The 24,940-nt window shown below is 63.4% G+C and carries 24 protein-coding genes; 5 read left to right on the forward strand and 19 right to left on the reverse strand.

Features of this window, described 5'->3' with window-relative positions; all coding sequences use genetic code 11:
- Positions 1-3 precede the first annotated feature (3 nt).
- Positions 4-1,398 carry a tetratricopeptide repeat protein gene (locus tag BW990_RS12830; RefSeq protein WP_076448437.1) on the forward strand — a complete coding sequence of 465 codons (1,395 nt, stop codon included), beginning with the start codon at positions 4-6 and terminating at the stop codon, positions 1,396-1,398.
- Positions 1,399-1,422: 24 nt separating this feature from the next.
- On the opposite strand, the gene BW990_RS12835 is transcribed toward BW990_RS12830, so the two are convergent.
- From BW990_RS12835 to BW990_RS12870, 8 genes are all read right to left on the reverse strand, one after another.
- Positions 1,423-2,265 carry a glycosyl hydrolase gene (locus BW990_RS12835; protein ID WP_143526178.1) on the reverse strand — a complete coding sequence of 281 codons (843 nt, stop codon included), beginning with the start codon at positions 2,263-2,265 and terminating at the stop codon, positions 1,423-1,425.
- A gap of 144 nt (positions 2,266-2,409) precedes the next feature.
- Entirely contained in the window at positions 2,410-2,691 is a 282-nt protein-coding gene (locus tag BW990_RS12840) for a hypothetical protein (RefSeq protein WP_076448438.1), read from the reverse strand.
- A gap of 302 nt (positions 2,692-2,993) precedes the next feature.
- A complete protein-coding gene (locus BW990_RS12845; protein WP_076448439.1) occupies positions 2,994-3,884 on the reverse strand; it encodes a glycoside hydrolase family 26 protein in 891 nt (296 codons plus the stop codon).
- A 4-nt stretch (positions 3,885-3,888) separates the two neighbouring features.
- Positions 3,889-5,754 (reverse strand): glycosyltransferase family 2 protein, encoded by a 1,866-nt coding sequence (locus BW990_RS12850; RefSeq protein ID WP_076448440.1) that lies wholly within the window; start codon positions 5,752-5,754, stop codon positions 3,889-3,891.
- Positions 5,738-6,736 (reverse strand): UDP-glucose 4-epimerase GalE, encoded by a 999-nt coding sequence (gene galE / locus BW990_RS12855; RefSeq protein WP_076448441.1) that lies wholly within the window; start codon positions 6,734-6,736, stop codon positions 5,738-5,740. Before galE ends, BW990_RS12850 begins: the two co-directional genes overlap by 17 nt.
- Positions 6,733-7,788, reverse strand: a complete 1,056-nt coding sequence (locus tag BW990_RS12860) for a UDP-glucuronic acid decarboxylase family protein (RefSeq protein ID WP_076448442.1) — start codon at positions 7,786-7,788, stop codon at positions 6,733-6,735. Before BW990_RS12860 ends, galE begins: the two co-directional genes overlap by 4 nt.
- Positions 7,789-8,234: 446 nt before the next feature.
- Positions 8,235-9,248: an alpha/beta fold hydrolase gene (locus BW990_RS12865; protein ID WP_076448443.1), complete on the reverse strand. Its 1,014-nt coding sequence runs from the start codon at positions 9,246-9,248 to the stop codon at positions 8,235-8,237.
- A gap of 199 nt (positions 9,249-9,447) precedes the next feature.
- Positions 9,448-10,380, reverse strand: a complete 933-nt coding sequence (locus tag BW990_RS12870) for a LysR family transcriptional regulator ArgP (RefSeq protein WP_268794337.1) — start codon at positions 10,378-10,380, stop codon at positions 9,448-9,450.
- Positions 10,381-10,620: 240 nt separating this feature from the next.
- Here BW990_RS12870 and BW990_RS12875 point away from each other — a divergent pair, with 240 nt between their 5' ends.
- The 3 genes from BW990_RS12875 to BW990_RS12885 all read left to right on the forward strand — a co-directional run bounded on the left by BW990_RS12875 (position 10,621) and on the right by BW990_RS12885 (position 14,036).
- Positions 10,621-11,493, forward strand: coding sequence for a fatty acid desaturase family protein (locus BW990_RS12875; RefSeq protein ID WP_159441648.1), 873 nt, complete (start codon positions 10,621-10,623; stop codon positions 11,491-11,493).
- Positions 11,494-12,819: 1,326 nt separating this feature from the next.
- Positions 12,820-13,287 carry a hypothetical protein gene (locus BW990_RS12880; RefSeq protein ID WP_076448446.1) on the forward strand — a complete coding sequence of 156 codons (468 nt, stop codon included), beginning with the start codon at positions 12,820-12,822 and terminating at the stop codon, positions 13,285-13,287.
- Between the two features lie 80 nt (positions 13,288-13,367).
- A complete protein-coding gene (locus tag BW990_RS12885; RefSeq protein WP_083950593.1) occupies positions 13,368-14,036 on the forward strand; it encodes an invasion associated locus B family protein in 669 nt (222 codons plus the stop codon).
- A 45-nt stretch (positions 14,037-14,081) separates the two neighbouring features.
- Here the strand turns inward: BW990_RS12885 and BW990_RS21395 are convergent, their stop codons facing one another.
- The 7 genes from BW990_RS21395 to BW990_RS12915 form a co-directional block, all read right to left on the reverse strand.
- A complete protein-coding gene (locus tag BW990_RS21395; RefSeq protein ID WP_159441649.1) occupies positions 14,082-14,492 on the reverse strand; it encodes a hypothetical protein in 411 nt (136 codons plus the stop codon).
- Positions 14,493-14,503: 11 nt separating this feature from the next.
- Complete coding sequence (csgH, locus tag BW990_RS12890) at positions 14,504-14,866, reverse strand: curli-like amyloid fiber formation chaperone CsgH (protein WP_076448448.1); 363 nt, start codon at positions 14,864-14,866, stop codon at positions 14,504-14,506.
- Between the two features lie 245 nt (positions 14,867-15,111).
- Complete coding sequence (locus BW990_RS12895; RefSeq protein WP_143526180.1) at positions 15,112-15,441, reverse strand: hypothetical protein; 330 nt, start codon at positions 15,439-15,441, stop codon at positions 15,112-15,114.
- 156 nt (positions 15,442-15,597) lie between these two features.
- Positions 15,598-16,524 carry a CsgG/HfaB family protein gene (locus BW990_RS12900; RefSeq protein ID WP_083950594.1) on the reverse strand — a complete coding sequence of 309 codons (927 nt, stop codon included), beginning with the start codon at positions 16,522-16,524 and terminating at the stop codon, positions 15,598-15,600.
- Between the two features lie 78 nt (positions 16,525-16,602).
- Complete coding sequence (locus tag BW990_RS12905) at positions 16,603-16,929, reverse strand: curli assembly protein CsgF (RefSeq protein WP_076448450.1); 327 nt, start codon at positions 16,927-16,929, stop codon at positions 16,603-16,605.
- A 159-nt stretch (positions 16,930-17,088) separates the two neighbouring features.
- Positions 17,089-17,694: a curlin repeat-containing protein gene (locus BW990_RS12910; protein ID WP_083950595.1), complete on the reverse strand. Its 606-nt coding sequence runs from the start codon at positions 17,692-17,694 to the stop codon at positions 17,089-17,091.
- A gap of 78 nt (positions 17,695-17,772) precedes the next feature.
- Positions 17,773-18,363, reverse strand: coding sequence for a hypothetical protein (locus BW990_RS12915; protein WP_076448452.1), 591 nt, complete (start codon positions 18,361-18,363; stop codon positions 17,773-17,775).
- Positions 18,364-19,127: 764 nt separating this feature from the next.
- On the opposite strand from BW990_RS12915, the gene htpX reads away from it, so the two are divergent.
- Positions 19,128-20,054, forward strand: a complete 927-nt coding sequence (gene htpX / locus BW990_RS12920) for a zinc metalloprotease HtpX (RefSeq protein WP_076448453.1) — start codon at positions 19,128-19,130, stop codon at positions 20,052-20,054.
- A gap of 128 nt (positions 20,055-20,182) precedes the next feature.
- Here htpX and BW990_RS12925 read toward each other — a convergent pair whose 3' ends face one another.
- The 4 genes from BW990_RS12925 to BW990_RS12940 all read right to left on the reverse strand — a co-directional run bounded on the left by BW990_RS12925 (position 20,183) and on the right by BW990_RS12940 (position 24,619).
- On the reverse strand, positions 20,183-22,483 hold the full coding sequence (locus tag BW990_RS12925; protein ID WP_076448454.1) for a xanthine dehydrogenase family protein molybdopterin-binding subunit: 2,301 nt from the start codon (positions 22,481-22,483) through the stop codon (positions 20,183-20,185).
- 3 nt (positions 22,484-22,486) lie between these two features.
- Complete coding sequence (locus BW990_RS12930) at positions 22,487-22,939, reverse strand: (2Fe-2S)-binding protein (RefSeq protein ID WP_076448455.1); 453 nt, start codon at positions 22,937-22,939, stop codon at positions 22,487-22,489.
- 322 nt (positions 22,940-23,261) lie between these two features.
- Positions 23,262-23,654, reverse strand: a complete 393-nt coding sequence (locus tag BW990_RS12935) for a VOC family protein (RefSeq protein WP_076448456.1) — start codon at positions 23,652-23,654, stop codon at positions 23,262-23,264.
- A gap of 218 nt (positions 23,655-23,872) precedes the next feature.
- Positions 23,873-24,619 carry an NHL repeat-containing protein gene (locus tag BW990_RS12940; RefSeq protein ID WP_234990249.1) on the reverse strand — a complete coding sequence of 249 codons (747 nt, stop codon included), beginning with the start codon at positions 24,617-24,619 and terminating at the stop codon, positions 23,873-23,875.
- Positions 24,620-24,940 lie beyond the last annotated feature (321 nt).

Consider the following 24,940-nt stretch of genomic DNA (forward strand, 5'->3'; position numbering starts at 1 on the left):
GGCATGCGCGCCGCGCTTCGGGCAGGCGGCCTGTCGCTCTGCCTTGTTTTCGCGGCCGGTGCCGCAGCCGCGCAGACGGCGGACGCGGTCGCACCCGATTTGCGGCAGGTGGAGGCCACGCTCTGGAACGATCCGGACGCGGACGCCATCCGATCCGTGCGCGGCGTGCTTGAGGAGGCCGCCGATGCAGGCGACGCCACCGCGCAATTCCTTCTGGGGCGGCATCTGCTGAACGGCTGGGTGCTGCCGCAGGACCGTGGCGCGGGCTTGCGGCTTCTCGAAGCCGCGGCGGCGGCTTCGCATGTCGAGGCGCAAGTGGATCTCGGCGAGGGCTATCTCTGGGGGTTGAACCTGCCGGTCGATCCGGCCCTCGCAGCGGAGTATCTCGGCGCGGCGGCGGAGGCGGGCAGCAACAAGGCAAAGCGCGTCCTCGGCGCGCAGCTCATCACCGGAGAGCGCCTTGCGCAGGACAAGGAGCGGGGCCTTTCGCTGATGCAACAGGCCATCGCGGCCGGCGATGCCGAGGCGCAGATCGCGCTCGGAAAGCTCTACATGTCGGGCCACGGCGTCCCGCGCGAGCCGCAGACGGCCTTGGCCCTGTTCGAGGGCGCGGCAGAGGCCGGGAACGGCCACGGGCTTGCGGCTTACGGCGATGCGCTGATGTGGTCGCAGGAGGATCCGGCCCGGGCCGAGGCAATCCTGAACCGCGCCGGGGAGCTTGGCGCTGGGGAAGCTTGGCTCAGTCTCGCCAACGGCGCAATGTACGGATATCTCGGCGGCGGGCGCGTGTCGCGGGCGAAATTCGACGGCTACGCGGAGAAGGCCCGCGCGGCGGGGCAGGAGCGGATCGCCGTGCTCGAGGCCGAGCGCAACATGTGGGGGATCAACATGCGCGCGAGCGGCCCCGAGACGCTGGCGCGTTTGCGCCAAGCGGCGGAAGAGGGCAATGCGGCGGCGGCGGGCACCCTGATCGAGCTTCTGCGCGACGGCAACAAGTTGAATATCCGGCGGGACAGGGCAGGCGCCCGCGACGCGCTGGAGGAATTCGGCGCGCTCTTTTCGGATCAGATGCGGGTGCAATATGCCCTGTCGATCGACGCCTCCGAGGCCCGCGCGGCGCGCGCATACGCGCCCATGGCCGAGATCATCAGCGCGCGGCCCGATTTGCACAATGCCTGGTTCGGCGCGCAGCTTGCGAAGGCCAATCCCAACCTCGCCTTCTACATGTTGCAGCAGCGGATGGCCGCGGACGGCGTCTATCGTGGCGCGATCAACGGCTACGCGACCCCGGCGACCCTGCGCGCGGTGCGGGATCTGTGCCGACAGGAAAGGCTCAGCGAAAACTGCGGCGACAACGTCCTGCAGCCGAGCGTGGTCGGTGCGCTGCTGCTGAACTAAGTTTCGGCGTACCGCGTCGGGATATCACTCGGCGCTGGCGATCTGTTCGGGTGCACGGCTGGCGACGAGGTCGGTGAAGACCTTGCCCAGCGAGGTCGGGCGCATGTTGTGATCGACGAGATTGATCTGCGGTGCCTTGCCCTTCCACGGATAGGGGTTTGCCGCGAACCAGGCGTGCCGTTCGACGAAGGGCAGATCCTCCATCATGCGGATCGCCTTCTGGGCGAAGACGGCATTGGCCTCGTAGGTCGCGCGGCCGGGCCGGTTCCAGTCGATCAGCGCGAATTCGGTGACCCAGATCGGGCGCTTATACGCCTTGTGCACCGCGATCAGCCAGTTCCGGAAGGCACGCACATCGCCATCGGGCGAGTAGTAATGCACCGCCATGAAATCGACCCGCAGGCCGCGTCGCTCCACCTCACGCATGAAGCGCCCCTGCCAGGAATCGGGGCCAAGGGTTCCGAATTGCGTGGTTGCCGGGCTGCCGAGGCGCAGGCCGCGCGCCTCGAGCTTGGGCCAGAGCGCGACCGCCTCGGCGACGGTCATGCCCGCCTGATGCTTGCCGCCGCGGCCATCGGGTTCGTTGAAGCCGAGCAGGGTCCGGACCTTCCGGCCCGACCGGATCCGATCGTTCACATTGCTCGCATTGTGGATCATCGGCACGAATTCGACGCTGCGGCGCTGTCCGCCGCGGGTCTGCATCTGGTCGGTGCGCCAGTTGTAATACCAGCTGAGCCCCTTCTGGCTTTCGATCCAGTTGAGCGTGGAGAGCGCCTTGTTCTCCCATGCGCCGATGCCGGCCTGCTGGGCCGGGGCTGCCTGTGCCATCAGCACCAGGCCAAACAGGAATACCAGCCGTTTCAGCATGTCGCACGCGCCTCCTTTTCGAGGAACGTGCCAGCCGATGAAGGCGTGGACGGGGCGCAAAGATGGCGGTGCTGTGCAACCGCGACCGGCGGCATGACGGGCTTCAGCCGATATGTCGGCGACAGGCGCGGCAAGGTCCTGCCGTCAGTTGCGGCTGCAGCGGGATTTCCGGCCGAGACCGGCGGGCGAGCAGACATAGCTGCCATTGCCCATCGAGTGGACGCGCACGGTTCGCGTTCCCTCGCGCGGCGCCCCCAGCAGGTTGAGCGAGGCAACCGCATCGACGCTCTTGGACGACAGATGGGCGGTGCGGGGGGTCTTGGTTTTCTCATGCGCCGATGCCGGGTTCGCCCCGGTGATCGTCAGCGCCAAGATGGATGCAAAAATGCTCGCGCAGATGCGCGCGGGTTTACGCGTCGTCTTCATGCCTGTTCCTCGCCTCGTGCCCATGGCCCTTGCGGTGGTCTTCGCCCCGCAGGATCCGGTTATTAGGTTAAGAATTTACCAAAATTAAGGCAGCGCGCCGAGAGACAAACATCTCGGCGGTGAATGTGTGGATGTTCTTGGGGAAAGTTGCGCGTCCGGGCCGCGTCATCGCGCTGCGGCGTGGATCCGACCGCGGCGATAAACGCTTGAACCCGGACCGTTTTCACACGGCCCGGGTCCAAGCTTTCATGACGAAAACCGGGTCGGCAGAATTTCGCCTGTCTGCCGGCCCGGGCGTGGCCTCACTCGAGGATGTTCTCTCCGAACCGCCAATCCGGAAGGCCGAATCCATCGGGCCAGGGATAGACCTCTTTCTGATTGAAATAGAGCACGGCCACGAGCTCGGTCAGCCCCTCGATGTCCTGGCGCACGTCCTGGAACCAGCGGTCGTAATAGGCCTGATCGCCGACGAAACCGAGTTCGGCCACCACGATGGGCAGATCGAAGACGAGCGCGCGGTTGTAGCGCGGCTCGAGGATTTCGCGGAACGTGCGCTCTCCGCCGAGGATCTCCTGCTCCCAGGGTTGCAGGCCGAAGACCGACAGGCCGACCACATCGGCATATTCCGGACCGGGGAAGTATTCCTCGAAATTCTCGATGCCGAGGGGCGACCACATGAAGTCGACATCCGGCGCCTCGGCGCGGCAGACATCGATCATCCGGCGATAGGCGGCGATGTACGTCTCGGGTTCCCATCCGGCCCAGATGAACTGGCCCGACAGGTCCTCCATCTCATGCGCCCAACGCACCGTCACCCGGCTCTGGAAATCGTCGAAGATGGCGCAGATCGTGGCCATGTTCTCATCGTATTCGCCGCTTTGGATGCCCGCGATCAGAACGTCAGGGGAATTGCGCTCGTCCCGGGTCCAGGTCCAGGGCTCGATCGTGGCCAGCACCGACCGGTTGCGTTCGGTCGCATAGGCGTCGGCATCGTAGAGCGATTGCAGAAGCACGTCCTCCCACGGCAGGAACAGATGCTCGATCGAGACGTCGGGATCGTCGGCGAAGGCGCCGCCCGGATCGTAGACGCCGAAGGGTAGGGAGCCCGGCGGTGCCGCGAGCGCGATGCTTGCCGAGAGCATCGGGCCCGCCAGACCGGCCAAGACTGCCTTGGTTGCTGTGAAATGGGCCATGGTTCTACTCCTTTTCAGAGGTGAAGAGCGACTTCAGGAAATCGGGATCCCAGCGGTAGCGGACGGTTCCCGCTTCGCCCAATCCCGCGCCCGAAACGACGTATTCGTAGCGGACCATCTGGTCCTGACCGATGCCCACCGACAGCGCGAGCAGGCTTTCGGGCCCCCGCAGGACAAGCGCGTGAACGACCAGCGCCAGAAGGATCGGGATCGACAGGACCTGAACGGGAATTGCCTTGAGCGCGCTCAAGGTTTTCATGCGGTTGTCACGCACGTGCCGCACGACGATGACCGCGGCGATGGCGGCATAGATCGACCCGTTGAGAAGGGTCAGGAAATAGAAGCCCTTGGCCTCGATCACATGGTCGACGAGAAGGACCGGCACGATGCAGCCCAGGGCCAGCACCAGGTAGGGCGCGAGCACGCGCAGCGGCAGCTTGGCCTCCGCTGCGGCGCCCTTGGGCGTGATGCGGAAATCCACGAAATGCCCGGTGAACCGGTCGCGGGCCGCCATCACGCAGCCCCACAGCACCCAGGGCCATTGCAGCGCGAGGAAGACCGCCTTCTCCCAGCCGAGGACCTTGGCGTCGGTGGGGCGGAAATGGCCGTCGTGCCGGATCAGGAAGGCGATGGCCGTCAGCACCGCGGGCGGCCAGATCGCATGCAGCAGAAAGTCCGGATAGGTCACCGCCGCGTAGCGCATGTCGAAGATCACCGCGAGGATCGGGATCAGGTAGAGCACCAGCATGAAGACCGCGAAGAGCGGGTACCAGGACTGGCAGAACACGAACTGGAACTTAAGCCGCGGCGGCAGGGCGGCGAAGTAATCCTTCGTGTAGCGCAGCAGGATCGTGAGCAGGCTGCGCGACCACTGGAACTCCTGCGTGCAGAGATCGCCGATATTGGCCGGGCCGTCGCCCACGGCGATGGCGTGCATCGCATGCACGCCGCGCCAACCGCCCGCATTCATCAGCACGGTGGTGGAATGGTCCTCGGCCAGCTCGGGGCCGAGCCCGCCCACCTGCCGCAGCGCGCTGGTGCGCACGGCATAATGCGACCCGATGCACATCGGGGCGAGGAGCCCGGCATATCCGGCCTGGAAGATGCCGTGAAACCCAGCCTCCGTATGCAGCCTCGTGCGCGCCGCCCAGCTTTCCTCGGCGTTGTTGGCGCAGATCGACGGGGCGCTGACATAGCCTACCCGGGGGTCGGCGAAGCCCCGCACGATCTCGTCGAGATAGCCGGGTTGCGGGACGTGATCGGCATCGAGTTGCGAGACGATGTCGTAACGCGCGTAGCCGACCTTGTCGTAGAAATAGGCGAGGTTGCCCTCCTTGCAGCGGGTGCGGCGGGGCCATTCGCTGCGATGGTACGCGTCCTGCCCCTTGCGCGAGGAGATCTGCACGCCGTGGGCTGCGCACCAGGCCACGGTCTCGGGCTGCGGATCCTCGTCGGCGAGCCAGGTGTCGTGCGGATAGCTCTGCCGCAGCATGGCCTCCAGCGTGCGGCGGACCACGTCGAAGGGCTCGGACGGGGTCTTGGTCACGATCATCGCGACCCGGGTTTCCGCGGGATCGGGCAGCGGGCCCGCCGGCACGACCGCGGCGCGGAAGACGAAGATGAAATAGGCCTGCATGAAGAACAGCCAGCCGAAGGCCACCGTCACCACCCAGTAGCGCATACCCGGCAGGATGCTTTGCGGGTCGAGCCACCATGTCCAGAAATAGGCCGTGGCCAGCACCCAGAGCAGGATCAGACCGTCATAGCGGGCGCGCTGCCATCCGGTCAGCAGGCGGCGGGAATGGCCCCCGCGCCTCCGCCCGGGCCGGTCGAGCCCTGCCGGGCCCTGGGCGTCAAGCGTCGACACCATGGCGGGCCTCCAGGCCGAAATGCGGGGCCGCGTCGCGGATGATCCGGTCGATCTCCGAATACCGCGCGGCAAAGCCGAGTTCCGCCTCGGCGCGTCCCGTGGCCGCGACCAGCTCCGCCGGATCGCCGGGACGGCGCGGGGCGGTCTCATGTGGCACGGGACGGCCGCTGACACGCTCCACCGCATCGAGGATCTCGCGGATCGACAGGCCGCGCCCGGTGCCGAGATTGGCCACCAGCCCCGGACCCCCAGCCGCGAGATGACGCACCGCGAGAAGATGCGCCTCGGCCAGGTCGGTGACGTGGATGTAGTCGCGGATGCAGGTGCCGTCGGGCGTCGGGTAATCGGTGCCGAACACCTTCAGCGGCGGACCCTTGCCCGAGGCCGCCAGCAGGGCCAGCGGAATGAGATGTGTCTCGGGGTCGTGGCGTTCGCCCAGACCGCCCGCGGCATCGGCCCCGGCGGCGTTGAAATACCGCAGCATGACGGCGCGCAGCTCGAACGCCGCGGCGTGATCGCGGACCATCATCTCGCCGATGAGCTTGGTCCGGCCGTATGGATTGATGGGAACCTGCGGCGTGGTCTCGGAAATCGGCAGGGTTTCCGGCACGCCGTAAGTCGCGCAGCTCGACGAGAAGACGAGCTGGCGGACACCCGCGCGGCGCATCGCGCCCAGAAGCGAGATCATGCCGCCCACGTTGTTGTCGTAATAGAGATCGGGCGCGGTGACGGATTCCCCGACATAGGCGCAGGCTGCGAAATGCATCACGACCTCTGCGCCGTGGCGCTGCAGCACCTTGGTCACCCCGTCGGTGTCGCGAATGTCCAACCGCTCCAGCGGCCCCCATCGCACCGCATCCGCATGACCGGTGCGCAGGTTGTCGATGGTGACCGGCAGGAAGCCGGCCTCGGACAGCCGCTTGCAGGCATGGCTGCCGATGAACCCCGCGCCTCCGGTGACGATGACGGGGGGCTGGGTCATCGTCCCAGCGCCTCCAGCCGCGTTGAATTGAGCGCCCGTTCGCTGACGAAATAGGGGATCGTCAGGCGCAGCCCGTCGCGCAGCGCGATCTTCGGCTCCCAGTCCAGCATCGCCTTGGCCCGGCCGATATCGGGGCGGCGGATCCTCGGATCGTCCTGGGGCAGGGGCAGCATGATCAGCTCGGAATTGGCCCCGGTCTCCTCGAGCACCAGCTGCGCGAGTTCCAGCATGGTGAACTCGCCGGGATTGCCCAGATTGACCGGGCTTGCGAGGTCGCCCTCGGTATGCATGAGCGCGACCAGTCCGGCGATCAGGTCGTCGCGATAGCAGAAGGACCGCGTCTGGGTGCCGTCGCCATAAACCGTCAGCGGCGCGCCCTCGAGCGCCTGCATCACGAAGTTCGACACCACGCGGCCATCCTCGGGGTCCATGCCGGGGCCGTAGGTGTTGAAGATCCGCGCCACCCGGATGTCGACGCCGCGCCGCTCGTGGTAGTCGTGAAACAGCGTCTCGGCGGCGCGCTTGCCCTCGTCGTAACAGGCGCGCGGCCCCATCGTGTTGACGCGGCCGCGATAGCTTTCGGATTGCGGCGAGACATCGGGATCGCCGTAGACCTCGGATGTCGAGGCCTCGAGGATCCGCGCGCCGGTTCGCTCGGCCAGAAGCAGCATGTTTTCCGAGCCGATGACGATCGTGTGGAAGGTTTCGATCGGATCGATCTGGTATTTCGGCGGCGAGGCCGGGCAGGCCATGTTGTAGATGAAATCGATCGGCTCGTGCAGATCGAGCGGCACCGCCACGTCGTGCTTGATGAAGGTGAACCCGGGCATGTCGCAGAGATGCGCGATGTTCCTCATCCGTCCGGTCGAGAGGTTGTCGACGCAGATGACGCGCAGCTTCCGCTCCGCGTAATAGTTGCAGAGCGTCGAGCCGAGAAACCCGGCCCCTCCCGTGATCAGTACGGTTTGCCCGGCTTGCGGCAGGCTTTGCAGCCGGCGCGACCCATAGGTTCTCGGTCCGGACGTTCCCGTCTGTTTACCATAAAGCACCATTTCCCCCTCCGCCCGTATCCGTTTGGCCGTCGAGGTCGTGGGACCGGTAAGGCATCGGTTTAAAGGCGATTTTTCTCAAACGCGTGCCCCTGCTGTGGCCGCCGTTAAAAGCAAACTATCTTTGAAGCGGGTTCTGCGGATTTGACACAAGTCAATAGCGTAACACGAATTTTTCGTTTGATCCCAGACATTTCGTGACTCGGTTGTGAAACAGTCCCGGGGAATTGTTTTTCGGCCCATTTCGGGTTTTTGGAATCGCGATAAGAAAATATCGGAAAAGTAGAGTGATATACGGCGATCATTACTTAAGCGGGATTTTTCCCTCGAATTGATGCCTCCCAATTCCGCCTTTTGGTTAATGCGTCCGGGCGCTTGCCTTCATGCGTGACATCCGCCGCGCACACCGGTCACCGGACTTCTGAAACCGCCGCCGCCGATGCGCGTCCCTAATGGGCCAGCAGCTCCTCAACCGCCTGCCGGATCACCGCCGCGTCGTCGGGGCTATGTTGCGGATTGCCCGCCCGATGCCCCCAGTCGGAATGTATCGGGCGCAACTCCGCGTTCGGCATCAGCGCGGTCTCGCGCCGGCTGTCCTCTTGCGTGAAATAGAGGTCCGTCGTCGAGGGCATGATGATCGTCGGTGCGGTGATGGCCCCGAGCGCCGCTTCGAGGTCGCCGCGGAAGACGGCGTTGTCCGAGATGTCGGAGGCGATCCAGGTGGCGATCATCGACAGCAGGTCCAGCGGATCGCGGCGCATGAAATTGCCCTCCCACGCGCGCAGGATGTAATCTTCGCGGGAGGTGAAGCCGGCCCCGGCCCAAAGCTCATCCCGGTAGAATGCCTGGCTCATCGCCCAGCCCGCATAGATCCGCGCGAAGGCCTGCAGGCCGCGCACCGGGCGGTCGGTGAACCAGGCGCCGTTCCAGCCCGCATCCGTCTTCAACGCGGCCGCCAGGCCTTCGAGAAAGAGCGCGTTATGCGGGCTCGTCCGGGCAGAGGTGCAGGTCACGCAGATGCGCGCAACCCGGTCCGGATGCAGCGCGCCCCAGTAAAGCGCCTGCTGGCCGCCCATCGACCAGCCGTAGATCAGCGCGATCCGCGTGACGCCGAAGACCTCGTCGAGCAGCCGTTTCTGCGCGGCGATGTTGTCGAGATGCGAGAAGGCGGGCGCGCGTCCGTGCCGGAAGGGCTCGGGCAGCGTGCTGGGGCTGCTCGACAGCCCGTTGCCGAGCTGGTTCGGGATGACGATGCAGTAGCGCTTGGGGTCGAGGATACGCCCGGGGCCGATCAGCCAGTCGATATCGCTGTGCTGCGCGCCGTAGGAGGTGGGATAGAGGATGAGGTTCGACTTGTCGGCGTTCAACTGCCCGTATGTCTTGTAGGCCAAGGTCAGGGACGGAAGCGTGACGCCGCAGGCGAGCCGCGTGGCGTCAAGCTCGAAGGTCTCGTGATCGCTCATGACGCTGCCCCTCGGTGCCGAAGCGGCAAGGGTAGGGAGCGTGCGTTGACCTGTCCAGTGCGCCGCGCTCAAGCGACGGATGCGTGGCGTCGGGAGGGGCTGGCGGAGAGGTGAAGGGCCCCGCACCCGGCTTGCCGACGCTTGAGAGGCCGGTGACCCCGTGGCGTTCACCCCGGCACGGCACCCGCAGGCCGCTCCCCTATTCCTCCCGGTACATGTCCGGCGAAAGGTATTCCTTCGCCACTTCCAGAACCAGATCGCCCAGCCGCCTCAGGATTTCGCTCGACTGCGTGCTGGTTTGCCAATGCAGCGAGACGCGGACCGCGTTTTCCGGGCTCAGTTCGACCAGTTCGCCCCGCTCGATATAGGCGCGCGCCGCAACGCTGGGCACGAGGCCCCAGGCGGTTCCGTTGACGCAACATGCGACGTAGCCCTCGTATGACGGGACCATATGCGTCAGCACGCGGACCGTCTCGCCGAAGCAGTTCATCATCCATTGGTCCTGAATGGTGTCCTTGCGGTCGAATGCGAGGCAGGCGGTGTTTTCCAGCGACTTCAGCGAGACGCCGTCGGGGAAGTTCTCCTCGAAGAATTCGGGTGAGGCCACGGCGATGTAATCCATCGCACCCAGCGACACGCGACGGCACCCCTGCACCGGCGTCTCGATCGCCGTGACGACGGCCAGCGCCTCGCCGGTCTTGAGGCGCGTCTCGGTATGCTCCTGATCGTCGGGAAAGATGTCGAAGCGAATGCCGAGCTCGTTCTTCGCGCGCTTGATGACGTGCGGAAACCAGGTGGCGAGGCTGTCGTTGTTCACCGAGATCCTGATCTGCGCCGCGACGGTGCCCGCGGTCCCGGCGAGCGCATTCATCCGGTCGTTCAGCTCGTGTTGCAGCAGTTCGACCTGTTCGGCGTAGCGGCACAGATGAAGCCCGGCCTCCGTCGGCACGCAGGGACGGCCGCGCACGATCAACACCGATCCCACCTTGTCTTCGAGTTGCTTGATTCGCTGAGAGATCGCCGATTGGGTCACGTTCAGCGAATTCGCAGCCAAATCGAATCGCCCTTCGCGCACCACGGCGGCCAAGGCAACGATCGCGTCATAGTCCAACTTTAACAATTTTCCATCCACCGCATTAGCCGGACTGATGGCAGACCAGTACTAAGACAACATCTATCATCACTATGTTCATACTGGCCATAATCCGCTAATTTCGGATTAGCAACGCTTATGAACGTAAGTCGGAAGCCCGGTATCCGATTTGGAAACACGATGTTTCCGGCTTATTTTACGCGCTACCCATCATACCGGAGAGAACAAGCCGTGTTAGGTCAACAACTAAGAAAAAGATACATGCGCCGCTTTGCGCGGATGACACGCCACTCGCAGACAAAGGCACGGTTCATCGTCTTTGCCTTCGTGTTTCAGGTGCTGATCGGTGTCCTTGTGGGGCACTACCTGATGCAGCAGGACGTCACCGTGCTCAGTGTCACCTTGATGGTGCTGACGGCGATCTTCATTGGCACGCGCCTGCGCGGGATCAACAATATCGTGCATGAATGCAGCCACTCGACCTTTGCCGAGGACCGGGCGGACAATGTCTTTCTGGGCAAATTCTGCGTCTCCCTGCTCTTGGGATGTTTCCGCAAGTACCGGGACGATCACCTGTCTCACCACGCCCATCTCGGCGATTACGAGAACGACAAGGAGCTGGCCGCGATCGAGAAGCTGCGGCTGCACGATCCCCTGACCGCCAAGACCATTCTGAGGCATTTCATAACGCCTCTGACCGGGCGCCACCTGAGCATGTATACCGGGATCAATCTGTCGCGCGAAGACGGGCTCGGCTTCTATCTCATGAAGATCGGGCTGATTGCGGGGATGTTTCTGTTCCTGCTGGTGGAGCCCGCCACCGCGTTCTTCTTCGTGTTCATGCCCTGGTTCTACGTGTTCCCGACGATCAATTTCTGGACCGATTGCATCGACCATGCCGGTCTGGTGGGAGAGCAGGACGCCCTCGCGGCCTCCCGCAACGTCCTTGCCTCGACACCCGTCCAGGTTCTGTTTTTCCCGCGGCACGATTGCTATCATCTCGTGCATCATCTCTTCCCCCAAGTGCCGGCACAGCACCTGAAGGACGCGCATGAACAGCTCTGCGAAGACCCGGATTACGCGAATCAGCCGCTCGCGGTTCGCCCGGTGCGCCTGACCCCGACAAGTCTGAAGCCGCGGGCGACGACGTGAGAGCTTTTGTCGGGACCGACGGATGGTGCCGTCTGGACCGGGTTGCGGGAGCAGATCGCGGGCGTCGCAGCCATCGCGTTGAAATCGCCCGGCTTTGAGAGGTGCTGACGCCAGTTCGAGAAGCGCCCGACGAGGTCGGGCGCTTCGGCGCGAGGACGGGCCCGGGGGGGCAAGGCAGGGCGCATGGTCGCAAGAGATTCGCCCTGTGGTCCGGGACCTGCGCTTTCACGCGCGCCGAAATCGCCATCGAGCCGTTGCAGAGCCCGAATCCGGGCGGAAAGCGTCAAATTTTTTCGTTTTCGGTTTCAAACGAGGGCTCTTGAAAATACTTGTCCGTGCTCGAAAGCCCACACGTTTGCCGACTTTTAATTGATCTAAATCAATATCTTAAAGTTTTTTCTTAAAAAGGGCGGACCTGCCCACAGGTTTGAGCTTGATGGGGTTTATTAGTCATGGTAATTCAATATAAGCTTGACTAATCCAGCGCTTTTTAGTGTACTGCCTGAGCTTCACGAGTGTTCTGGTTTTCGGTTTCGAAGGTAGCGTGTGTAAGAGTTTAGCGTGTGGATTGACGCTGGGCCGGAGCCATCTCGCAAGAGTGGCTTCGGTTCAGCTGAAGCCATCATCCGGCTGTCGATTTGGTCGCGCGTAGGTGTTACGCGGCGCATCGACCCTGCACCTTCTTCCAATTCTTTCCCCTTTGTTCATCTGCTCTGGTAGCGGGATGATCCCGTGTAGGCCATTGGCGATAGTCCGCCCGGGTGCGGCCATCGAGAATCGTCGGAGTGCGGTGCCGGTCTGATCGGAGTGCTGGACCGTGATCGGGGCGCCGGCATGATGTGTGTGATGAATTGAAGCTCGGGGTCCATTGCAGATCTCGATCAAGCCGTGATGCCGTGCCGGGCACCGGACTACTGCTCAAGAGGCTGAAATCCACCTCGGTAATGACGACCGAGACCGGGCGGGCAGGCGGTCCGTTCCAACCTCATCAGGTCCAAGATTTCGAAAGGCTGATCCTGCGCTTGCGGCGCAGGTCGGGCGCACTCATGCCCGCCCGGTGCGCTTCTTAAACGCCAACGCTTTGCACTTTGCCGAAGCTGCGTCCCAAAAGCTTCCGCCCCTTCAATCGGCCCACAGCAGGCTGGCGCATACGCAAAGCCCAAGGCCCGCCCGGTGCCAATCCGAACGGCCCGCAAACATCGCACATTCTGCAAAGTTCCGCCTCTTTAACGGCTTTTTCAGCCTCCAGTGTTCGACTGTCACCGTTTCGAAAAGGCACCGAAAGCGTGCCGGGGTGTCGTCAAATGCCGTCAAGAGGACAACGTCATGATCATTCGAGCAGCAAGCATTTTCATCGGGCTCACGAGCCTTCCCACCGTGGCGGCCGCACAAGAGGCTTTCATGACCCAGATATCCGTGCCGCAGGCGGGCTTCACGGCGACGCTGCCCGCCGGCGCCGCGACCCCCGACATTCAAGGCATCGTCGCCTCGCTGGAGGTTCCCGCGGGACCTTCTCCCGCGCCGACGATCGACCTCAGCGACTATCCGCTTGTGGCGGCGCCGACCAATGGCGCCATCGCCGATATCCAGAGCACCGGGGACAACAACACCGTCACTCTCGTGCAAAACGGCATTAACGCAGCATCGGCGGTGCAAAGCGGGAATTGGGGCACCATCCAGATGGTTCAGACCGGGCAGAACAATCGCGCCTCGGTCTACCAGGCCAGCAGCTATGCCAGCGCATCCGTCCTGCAAACCGGCAATAACAATTCGGCTCTCATCATTCAGCGCTAGGGCGTTTCTTCGCGATATTCCCGGAAGGGCCGGGGCGTGAATGTGTTTCGCCTTGGCCGCCAGTCCCTTTAACGGCTTGCATGAATTGCCCTTATGCCGGGCATCTGGATGGCGCTTGGCAAAGAAGCGGTTTTCGCGGACACTCCCGTAAAGTGATTTTACGAGTAAGAGGATTTGCGATGTCCGGTTTCTCCAAAGCGACCCTTTTTTCAGTTGCGCTGTCGGCGATGGTGGGTGCCACCGATCTGAGCGCGCGGGATCTGCCATCCACATCCGAACCCATCGGGGATTGGCGTTTCGAGTGTTTCGCCCTCGATGAACGCCCTGATGCGTGCCAGCTTCACCAGAGAATTGTCGCCGAGAACAGCAATTTTGTCGCCTTGGCCGCCGCGCTGACGGTGAATGCCGTCGGAGATATCGAGGCGCAGATCGCGCTTCCGCTCGGCATTACGCTTCTGGAGCCACCTCGATTGCGGCTCGATGGCGAAGTCGTGGCCTCTCTGCCGATCACGCGCTGCACCAATGACGGCTGCATCATCGAGGGGGTTCTGCCGACGGGGCTCGTCGCCCAGCTGCTTGACGCGGAAACGGCGGATATCATCGTTTTCAGCCCTGAAAACAACACGCTCACGCTGCCCTTCCCGTTGCGCGGGCTCGCCGATGGTTTGGCACGGCTCGAGACCGTCAAACCCGTTCCGGAGCCGGATCGCGATGCGACCGGAGACCCCGAGGCACTGGACCAATCGTGACCTTCAGGAGCTCGCGATAATAGCGCGCCCGATCCGGCCGGTTCCTCAATCGTCCAGGCGGGCCCGTGGGACGACGACGGTTCGGCCCCCGACATTGAGGATGACATTTTCCTCGACCGCGGGTTCGGCCGCTGCCGGTGCCGGGCTTTGCGGCTGGCTCGGTGCGGCCGGTGCGGATTGGCGCGGAGCAGATTGCCGCACCGGGCGGAACGCCGGGTATTTCTCGACCTGAGCGATATAGGCCTGTTCGGGCACGCCGGATATCGGCCGGGTATAGGTCAGAAATGCTTCACCCGATGCGGTTTGTGCAAAGACCGGCGTGGATAAAACACAGGCGAGACAGAGTGGAATTGCCGTTTTCTGCATTGAAACCCCCAGCCTCTTTTCTTGATGGATGCCCTGTCCGGTATGGGTGGTCGAAGACCTGAAAACAAGGCGCGAAAGACGAAATGCCAATTCGGACACCGCTATCGCTGAAATGATCCTTCGCAGGTGACTTGCTGCCCCGCATTCTCCACGACTAGATTGGCGGTCATTTCGCTGCCGGGCGATAAAGACATCGCGCTTCGCGCGAGTGCGGGCGCGGCCCCGTCAGCCGTAACATCCGGAACCGTTCCGCTCTGGACCGAGGTGGATCGATTCGAGCCGTTGATAAGCTCCACTTTCAGGAAGTAACGCCCGCCGATCCATTGCGGGTCGGTGGCATGTGCCTCGAGTGTCACGACATTGCTCGTCACGTCGAAGGACAGATCGCAAGGCGCGTCCTTGGCGAAAAGGGGAGGGGCCATCAGCACGCCCGAAAGGAGGCACATCGCGAAAATCCGGCGCATGGCGTTTCTCCCTTTTTGGCCCTGTCCATTTGCCGAATGTCGGCGCAACAGATGGCGGCGCAATGTCGATCCGGGCTCGCCCGACTATACCGGCGATCCCGACGCTTTCAAAACCTCGGGGAACGCGGGGCGCTATCACTCCAGAACGGTCCACCGAGAAGAGCGGATCGACACCGGCAACCCGTGAGGGAAAGGGTCGGCGTTCTCTCGCGGATAGACCGGGTTGCGGCCTGCGCAGTCGGGGATCAGGTGCCGCTCGTTCCAGACGTGCCGTTGGAGCCGCCATCGTCGTCGCCGCCGAGTGCGGAGATGATCGCGATGAAGGTGATGCCTGCCGTCGTCGTCGTCAACGGACCGAGGCCACCGCCCAGCGGGTTGTTCGCGCCAGCGGGGCGCACGCAGGTGACCCGGATCGTCGCGCCGTCGATATACTCGGCGGCCTCGATTGCGGCGGCCGTACCGCAGGCGCCTTGCTCTGCGGCGATGCGCAACGCGTCAAGCGTCGTGCCCTGGGCGGAAACGGACCCGGCGACCGTCAAGAGCGATGCCGACAAAACCAAAGTGCGACCAAACATGGAGAACCCCTTCAACAGTTCTGATAATTGATAAGTGCTTCGTATCGCTCTTGCCAGCGTGAACCTGCCTGCGCCTGAAGCTGCATCATTTTTGCCCGATGCCGATCTGCAAAGGCCGCGCGGCAGCGTTGGCTCCGGCGCTCCATGCGTACGCCATCAATTCCGCGCAATCACTCCCGTGTCGGACTTTTCGGCCTTCATGAATTGGCTGATCTGCGCCGGAGAATAGCCAAGGCGCGCCAGCTCGTAGCGGGTGCGGTAATCCGAGATGACCTCACGCCCGGCGGTCTCCGTCTTGAAGGCCCATTGGCCGCTTTCGGCGCCCTCTACGATCATCGCCATGACGGCCAGTTCCATGGCCTCTCTCACCGCGAAGATCTCGGGTTCGTTGCGCGTGAAGCCGGTCTCGTATTCCAGGATCTCGTCGACCGACACGTATTGGAAGACGTCGCCCTGAACCTGCACCGAATAGACGGTCTTGGTGGTGGTGACGGAGGTCAGAACCCGCCCGGTCGACACGCTGACGGCGCGCAGCGCGACGGTCACGATGTCCTTGCGGTACTGGCTGAAGCTGCCGACACCGAGAAACCGGGCGCCGACGCCACCGGTGACCGTATTGGTGTCGTATCCCACGATGGAGCCTTCCACGAGGGTGCCCGCGAACCGCAAGGGCGGAAGCGACACGCCACCGGTGAAGGCGGCCTGGGTCTGCTCGATGATGGCCCGCTCGCGAAGCAGGTTGTCGACCCGTGCCCGCTCGATCACGTTGAACCACTGGCCGCCACCGGCGGATTTCAGGACATCCGTGAGGATATCCGCGCCGCCTTGCGTGACCGCGCGCGACAGCTCGGCATATTCATCGACCGGCTCGTTCTGTCCCGTCAGATCGGGGAAGGCGTATACCCCGACGTCGAGCTGGCGCGCCGGAGGGGGGAGGCGTTCGAGCTTCAGCCCGGTTTGCGTCGCGGTCATGACCTGAGCCGATTCAATCAGCAGATCGTCGCTCAGCGGGACCGTGTACTCGCAGCCTGCCATTGCGGCCAAGGCGATGGCGCCGAGGCAAAGTCTCTTGAGTTTCGTCATGTCACACCATTCAGAGTACAGTCGCACCGTCAGTCCGGAGCTGACTGCGCCGCCGGTTCCGCGTTGTCGTTGGAAGGATCAATTACCGCCGCCGGCATCCACCGTGGGATCCGTCGGCGCGCCCGTATTGATCGGGATCACGATCGTCGGGCCGGTGACGCCACCGCCGCCGCCAATTCCCGGGATCGGTGCCTGTGCGGAGCCACCACCGGAATCAAGCTTGTCCGGATCGATGGTCGCGGTTTTCTGGACATCCGCGAGCCCGAACAGAAATGCCCCATTGTTGGGATTTCCGCCGAAATTTGGATTGTTGAATTGAAATTCGAGATTATTCGCGCTCACAAAAGGCGCCGAAAAGACAATCGACACGGCTGCAATCGCTGAACTCTTTAATAGGGTGCGCATGATTCCTCGCAGGTCATTCTATCACTGTGTGTCATCAACGGCGGGCACAATACAAGCCAATGTGCGCAAATTTTGCCTACATACAAGGCGTTGTTGCGACGGAGGCACATGACACAGGGCAACCAGAGGCGCGCGCCTGCGGGAACTTCGGTGTCTGTATTACGGTTGAATGATCAACGACCCGTTAGCAGTCCGCGTAATCGACGCGACGACCGGGGTCGACGTTGAAGCCTGGTAGACACCAACCTGAAAGCGATCGTTGTTCGCGGAACTGCGCGTGGCGCCAGGATTGGAAGAGCTGACCATCTGATCGGTGATGTTCAGATCGACTTCGCGCCCCATTCCGTATTGTTCGATCGTGACATCGGTATCATTTCCGTAAAGATTGACCGATGCCGTGTGAAACGACCCGACCTGCAGCGCCGTCACGGCATTGTTCATGCCGGAGATGCTGAAGACAGCCTGATTCGATGTTCCGAGCTGCACGATATTCGAGACGTTTCTCTGACCGAGTACCACGGACACGCCAATATTCTGCAGCCCGTCTTGAACGAGGTTGGATGTATTGTCAGACCCGTCAGTGATCTGGGCACCCGCATTCAATTCGCCGGTTTGCACGATATTCTGCGTATTTCCGGTCCCGAATGCGACATTTGCAGCACTGTGGGACATTCCGACTTGGGAGATGTAGGCTTCTTGCGCCGATGCTGAATTGCCAAGAAAGGCAAGCGCAATTGGCAGCAGCCATGCAATGGGCTGACGCATTTTGGGAACTCACAATGGATGGCACTGGTTAGGCAAAGTGCCCGGCGAATAAATCGCCGAGCACGCTATGATATCCGATTAGTTCGTGATGGACGAACCGTAGGGGAAGTTCACGTTGACGACAGGCGTCGGCAGCGGCGTGGTGCCGGGCGTGACATTCGCCGAGAGCGTGGTGGGCAAAAGCAGGCTGACGCCGGCCATGCCATTCGTATTGCCCTGATTCTGCGTCCAGTTCACGGCGGTGTTGTCGTTGCCTTCCTGGATGATCTGCGACAGGAAAGTCGAATTCTGGCTGCCGGGGCCCTGCTGGTTCAGCTGCACGGCAACAGCTGTGTTATAGCCATTCTGGAAACCGTCTCCGCTTTGCCAGATCAACGACTCAGCCGCCGGGCCACCCGCGGTGCTGCCTTCATTGGGCAGTGAGTTGATGAACGTATTGGTGCTGTCGATCTGGTAGGTGGTGGCAGAGTTTCCGGCACCGCGCGACAGCTGACCGGCCGAGTAGCCGACACCTTGCTGAACGATCACCTGGGTGGCGTCGTTGCCGGTGGAGTATTCGGCATAGTTCATGCCTGTCAGATTGTCACCGAGCTGGTTGACGTACGCATCCTGCGCATAAGCGGAACCAGCGAACGCGATGGCGAGAGCGGAAATCGTAAGAGTTTTCATAGGAGAAGTCCCCATTGGTAAAAAAGCTACTATTTGATGTCGACATTTTACTGGCCAACTACAGTCCAGTTGACTGCTCACAACTGTTAATTCCTTGTTAGTACTGAGGCCGCCACGGTTATGCAACCTTATTGCCTTAATTTCGCCACACGTTTCCGAAACCTGCATGATCCCGATTTTGCGACGTTGTTGATCGCGGGAGACTTACAAAGAAAAGCCCGAGACTCTCGTTCAGGTAGAATTATTGCAATCATAATGTTCTCGGGATTGAATCGGGGCTCGTATTTACACGGCGTATTCACACGGTCGCCGGGTATCGCGCAGATCGCGGGTCCGGAATGCGCGTGTTTCTTATCCCGCTGACGCAATGCCCGACGACGGAATATCGGCGGTGCCGCGGGCTGGCAAGCCAACGATGAATGCGGCTCGAAAGAGGATTCCGAAGTCCTCGCGGTCGGAGGCATGACGGTGCGCGCGTCGAAGGCGTGAAGGACAGGGCCTCCCCGATTCGCTGACGGGCCTGCGAGGCGGCAGCGTTTCCGGATTGCCGCTCCGACTGCCGGGACGGGCGGCGGGGAGCGTTTCCCGCACGCGCTCCCGCACCGCCATGATACATCGCCGCCCGGTCTTGCGGTCCGCATCCGGGGCGAAAGCTGCTGGTCCCATCATCGCCTCGCGGCACCCGGACTGCGTCGCACGCGCTTGCTCATCCGCAAGGCCGACCCCATATCCGCAACGCGGTTTATCCTCACGGGTCGAATGCAATGAATGGTTACCTGAAGACGGCAGTTCTCATGGCGGCGATGACCGCGCTGTTCATGAGCGTTGGCTATCTCATCGGTGGAACGGGCGGGGCGATGATCGCGCTGGTCGTCGCAGCCGCCATGAACATCTTCACCTGGTGGAACTCGGACCGGATGGTCCTGCGGATGCATGATGCACAGGCGGTGATGCCCGGCGATCGCCTGGGCCTGCATGCCATGGTGTCCGGGCTTGCGCGCAAGGCGGGCTTGCCCGAGCCCAAGGTCTACCTGATCGACACGGCGCAGCCCAACGCCTTCGCGACGGGGCGAAACCCGGCCAATGCCGCGGTGGCGGTCACGTCGGGGCTCGTGCGCACCTTGACGCGCGAAGAGCTGGCGGGCGTGGTCGCCCACGAGCTCGCGCATATCCGCAACCACGACACGGCGATCATGACCGTGACCGCCACCTTTGCCGGTGCGATCTCGATGCTGGCGAATTTCGCGCTGTTCTTCGGGGGCTCGCGCGAGCGGCTCGGCTTGATCGGCACGCTTCTGATGATGGTCCTCGCCCCCATGGCGGCGGCTCTGGTGCAAATGGCGATCAGCCGGACGCGCGAATATGCCGCCGACAAGGCAGGGGCCGACATCTGCGGCGAGCCGTTATGGCTCGCATCCGCGCTGGAGAAGATCTCGGTGGGCGCGGCCCGGATCGACAACGACGCCGCCGAGCGCAACCCGGCGACGGCCCACATGTTCATCATCAACCCGCTGCATGCGCATAGCCGCGACAAGCTCTTCGCGACCCATCCCGCAACCGAGAACCGCATTGCCGCCTTGCGAGACCTCGCAGCGCAATCCCGGTCGGCTGGTCGCGCGTCCATGGCGTCCCTGTCGCCCAGTCGCATTCCCAAGACCGGAAACCGCCGGCCGTCGGGGCCGTGGTCCTAGGCGGTGCGACCCTGCACGGTGCCCGCCGAGTGGAAGCCGAGCGCATCAAGACAGAGCCCGCCGCGACAAGGCTTTGAAATGGTCGAAGGGCAGGGCCGGGCCGGCATGATCGCCGGCCCGGCCCGAACTTACACGTTGACGCCCATCGGCAGGGACCTGCGGCGGTCGCCGGTGGCCGCGTAGAGCCCGTTGGCGATGGCGGGGGCCACGGGTGGCACGCCCGGCTCGCCCACGCCGGTCGCATGGACCGAGAACGGGTGCGGGATGATGTGCGTGGTCACCGTCGGGTAATTGTCGGACCGCACGACGTCGTAATCGTAGAAGTTCGACTGCACCACGGCGCCGTTCTCGAAGGTGATCCCGGAATGCAGGGCGACCGACATGCCCATGACGGCAGCCCCCTGGATCTGGCTCTCGACCCGCTCCGGATTGGCGCAGAAGCCGCAATCGATCGCCATGTGCATCTCCGGAACGGTGATCCTTCCGTCCACGATCTTCACATGAGCCGCGCAGGCGACGTAGGAGACGAAGCTGCGGTGAACCGCGAGGCCGATCCCTTCGCCCTCCGGAAGATCCTTGCCGTAGCCGATACCGTCTGCGGCCACGTTCAGCACATGGGCCATCTTCCCGGTGTCGATGGGAAACTCCGCCATCGGCTCGCCGTAGTTCCAGAAGTTGTCCGGCAACCCGGAATTCTGCGGATCGAGCTGCCGCGGCGCACCGATGAGTTCGAGCCACATGGTGCGCTGGTCCTTGCCAAGCTCGTCGGCCAGTTCACCGACGAAGGACCCGATGGCCCAGGCATGCGGGATGTTCGACACCGCCCGGAACCAGCCGATCCGCGTATGCGCCAGCGCCTTGCCGCTTTCGCACCGGATATTGGCGATGTCGAAGGGCACGTCGTTCAGCCCCATCCCCTGTTCCAGCGGCAGGACGTTGCCCTCGTCAGGTGCGAAGGTCGATAGGATCGAAGGCGCCACGGACCGGTGCAGCCAGCCGGTGACATTGTCCTCGGCGTCGAGGGACACCTCGATCCGTTCCGCCGAGGTGGTGTGGTAGAAGGAGTGGCGCACGTCGTCCTCCCGCGTCCATTGCATGCGGACGGGCGCACCGACCTCGCGCGACAGGAGTGCCGCCTCGGTCACGAAATCGGCCTTCGACTTGCGACCGAAACCGCCGCCCAGAAGGGTGACATTCACTCTCACATTCTCGGGGTCGAGCGCCATGGCCTCGGCGATATCGTTGCGCACGGTATAGGGGCTTTGCACCGGTGCCCAGATCTCGAGCCCCTCCGCCGTATAGCTGGCGATTGCTGCCGGTGGCTCCATCGGAATGTGGGCGATATGGGCCTGGGTGTAGGTCCGGGTGAATGTGCGCGCGGCATCGCCGAAGGCGGCATCGAGATCGCCTTGATCCCGGGCCAGGCTGCCCGGCTGTTCGGAGGTCGCGATCATCTCCTCCATATAGGCGTCGGAATTGTAGCTGCCGTGTTCACCGGCCTCCCACTCGATCTTGAGCGCGTCGCGGCCCTTGAGCGCGGCCCAGGTGTTCGACGCGACGACGGCAATGCCGCCCAGCGGTGCGAACTTCTGGGCGAGCCCGCCATAGGGGATTTCATGCACGCTCTCGACGCCCGGTACCGCGAGGGCCTCGGTCGCGTCGAAGGACGCGGCCTTGCCGCCCACGACCGGCGGGCGCGCGACGACGGCGAACTTCATGCCGTCGAGCATCACGTCGCCGCCATAGACAGCAGCACCCGTGGTGATGTCGCGCAGGTCGGTGATCTGCACCTCACCCTTGCCGATATACCGGAACTGGTCCTCGGACTTGTAGGCGATCTCCTCATGGGTGGGGACCGGCAGGGCCATGGCCGCCGCCGCCAGATCGCCGAAACCGGCACTCTGCCCGGCCGGGCCTTTGACCTCGTGCATTTCCACGGTCACGGTGGCCGGGTCGACCCCCCACTCATTGGCGGCGGCTTGGGCCAGCATCGTGCGCACGGAGCCGCCGATCTTGCGCGCCATCTGGATGTGATGGCGCATGGAGCGCGATCCGTCGGTGTCCTGGTTGCCGTATTTCGGCTCGTCGCCCGGGGCCTGGACGATCTTCACGAGGTTCCAGTCGGCCTCCATCTCGTCGGCCATGACCATCGGGATCGAGGTGCGGCTGCCGGTGCCCATTTCGGACCGGTGCGCGACCAGCGTGACCGTGCCGTCGGCATCGATGGACACGAAGACCAGCGGGTCCTCGACAACGCCGTGCGGCATCCCTTCGGCACCGGTGGGGTATTTGTCGAAGGCACGCGCGGGCATCGCATAGGCCGCCAGCGCGAATGCGCCGGTCGTGCCGAGAAAGCCGCGTCTCGATACTTTCGCGATGCGGAGCGTTTCGACGACGGGTTCGGAATGTGGTTCGAGATATTTCAGCATGGCTCAGATCCCCGTGCTTGCAAGACGGACGGCATCGACGATTCGCTGGTAGCAGCCGCAGCGGCAGACATTATTCGACATCGCGGCGAGAATTTCGTCGTCCGAGGGTTTGGGGTTTTCATCGAGAAGGGCGACCGCCTGCATGATCTGACCGGTCTGGCAGAACCCGCATTGCGGCACATTGAGATCGCGCCACGCCGCCTGGACCCGGTGGTTCCCGTCGGGATCGAGCCCTTCGATCGTGGTGATCTCGGCGCCCTCGACCTCGTCGAGGCGCAACTGGCAGGCGCGTTCGGCCTTGCCGTTCACATGCACGGTGCAGGCACCGCAGAGGCCGACGCCGCAGCCGTATTTCGTGCCGTTCAGGCCCGCCAAGTCGCGGATCGCCCAGAGAAGCGGCATGTCCGGTGCCTCGTTGAACTCCCTTTCGGAGCCGTTCAGAATGATCTTGGTCATATTCCCTCCCTAAGAAAAAAGTGTTCTCTCGCCGCGTGTTACGCGGCGTATCGAGCAACATTATCCAACGAAAAAAGAAAACTTTTGAATCACCAGGTGCCGTCAATATAGCACACTCGGCCTTGTTTTTCGGAATTCTGAGCGGGTCGCAGAGTGGGGGGCGATGTGTCCGCCCGGCAGCCTGCGCGCGCAGTTTCTGTCGGGGATCACCGACCGCAACGGGCGGGCATGCGGGTCACTTCATCATTGCCTGTCGATGTCGCTCGGGGCAGGGGCGATCAGGGGCATCCGGCGCCGAATAAGACGGGGCAACCTGCAGGTTTCACACCAGCTGCGCGGCCTCGGCTTCCTCGCGGCTGAAATCGATATGGATGTGGTTGCCGTCCGGATCGTGGCAGTTGATCTGCACCAGCGGAAAGCCCGGAACCGGATCAACCGAATAGGCGATGCCGCGACGATCGAGCTTGGCCGCGAATTCGGCCATCCCGGTCGCGTCGAAGGCATAATGCTCGATCTTGGGCTCCCGCGCCTGCGGTTCCGCCGCGACCTCGACGAGGTGAATGAACGGATTGTCGCCGATGTAAAGCCACGCGCCGGCGAACCTGAAATCGGGGCGCGGGCCGGGGTGCATGTCGAGAATGTCGCCGTACCAGGCGACCATCTCATCCAGCCGCGACGTGCGGACGTTCACATGGCTGAAGCCGGTCAGTGTCATGATGCTCCCCCTCGTATGTCCGAAGGTAGCACGCGCCCGGAACCGACGGAAGGCGGCCTGGCGTCCGTCCGGGTCGTCGACGTCTTGGGCGGCAGGTGGTTGAAATGCGCGGCATCCGGCGAGACAGGCGCGCGGAGGTCGGGGTGCCTTCTGCAGACAATAGGCCCCGAACAGCGGACAACCGCCACGAGGCCGCCCGTTCCGTTTCGCGCGATGTCTCAGAACAACATGCAGTCCGCACCCGGGGGCAGGGTGTCCGCGCCCCCGGGCAGCGTCGGGGTGTAGTCGAAGCTCGCGATCTTCGCGCCGCTGTCGAAGGCGATGAAAAGCTGGCCGGAGCCCGGGCGGATGGCGATCCCCTCGGGGTCGATCCCGTAGGGCACCAGCGACTCGGTGGCGAGCAAGCGTCCCTCGGCATCGAATTCGTAGAGCGCGTTCGTGCCTTCCCAGTCGTCGACGATCAGCAGATGCCCGGTGCGGGGATCGCGGGCGATGCCCTGCGCTTCGGAAAGCGGCGGCTCGAGTTCCATGGTGTCGATGCGCCGGATGATCCGCCCGTCCGGCGAGAGCCAGCTCAGGTATTCGGGATCGTCTTCGACGGTGATCAGGGTGCCATCGGCGTCCACGGCGATGCCTTCGGTATCGGCCCAGCCGGTCTCGATGCGAAAGGGCGCGGCGATCGGATCGCCCGACTTGCTCAAGCGCTGGAACAGCCCGAGACCATCCGCGACGATCAGATTGTCGCCCTCGATCGAGATGGCCTTGATCCGGCTGAGGTCCGAGGAAATGCGCCGCAACTCCTCGCCTTGCAGCGTGACGAGCACGGCTTCCGGACCCTCGTTGGCGATCCAGAGCCCGCAAAAGGTCGGATCGTAGTCGAGGCTCGCGGGGCGGTTGAGCGCGTAAGTTCCGCTCAGCTTCAGCTCCAGCGCGGGGACGTGGGACGCGCAGAGGAGGAATGCCATCGCGGCAGCAATTCGCATCGTCGAGGCTCCGGAGTGATGAATGGGTCGGACCCGGCCGGGGTGATCGAAGGATGGCACGGTTTCGGGAATGTGGCGCACAGAAAATGCCGCTCGGTGGCTGCTGGCGTTGGTATTGCTGACGTTGCAATCAGGTGATCCGGAAACCGGGCGGCTTAGAAAGTGCTGAAGACCGCCGAAAGGGGACGATCCCCTCTGCGCTCTCTAAAAGATGCGCGCGCAATCACGGCCCCATGCGCGTGCCGTGCCTGCGACGCGGCGTTGGGGTTCGGCCTCGCGCAATCACACGCATCGCGCGAGGCC

Source organism: Roseivivax lentus (assembly GCF_900156805.1).
Taxonomy (GTDB): Bacteria; Pseudomonadota; Alphaproteobacteria; order Rhodobacterales; family Rhodobacteraceae; genus Roseivivax; species Roseivivax lentus.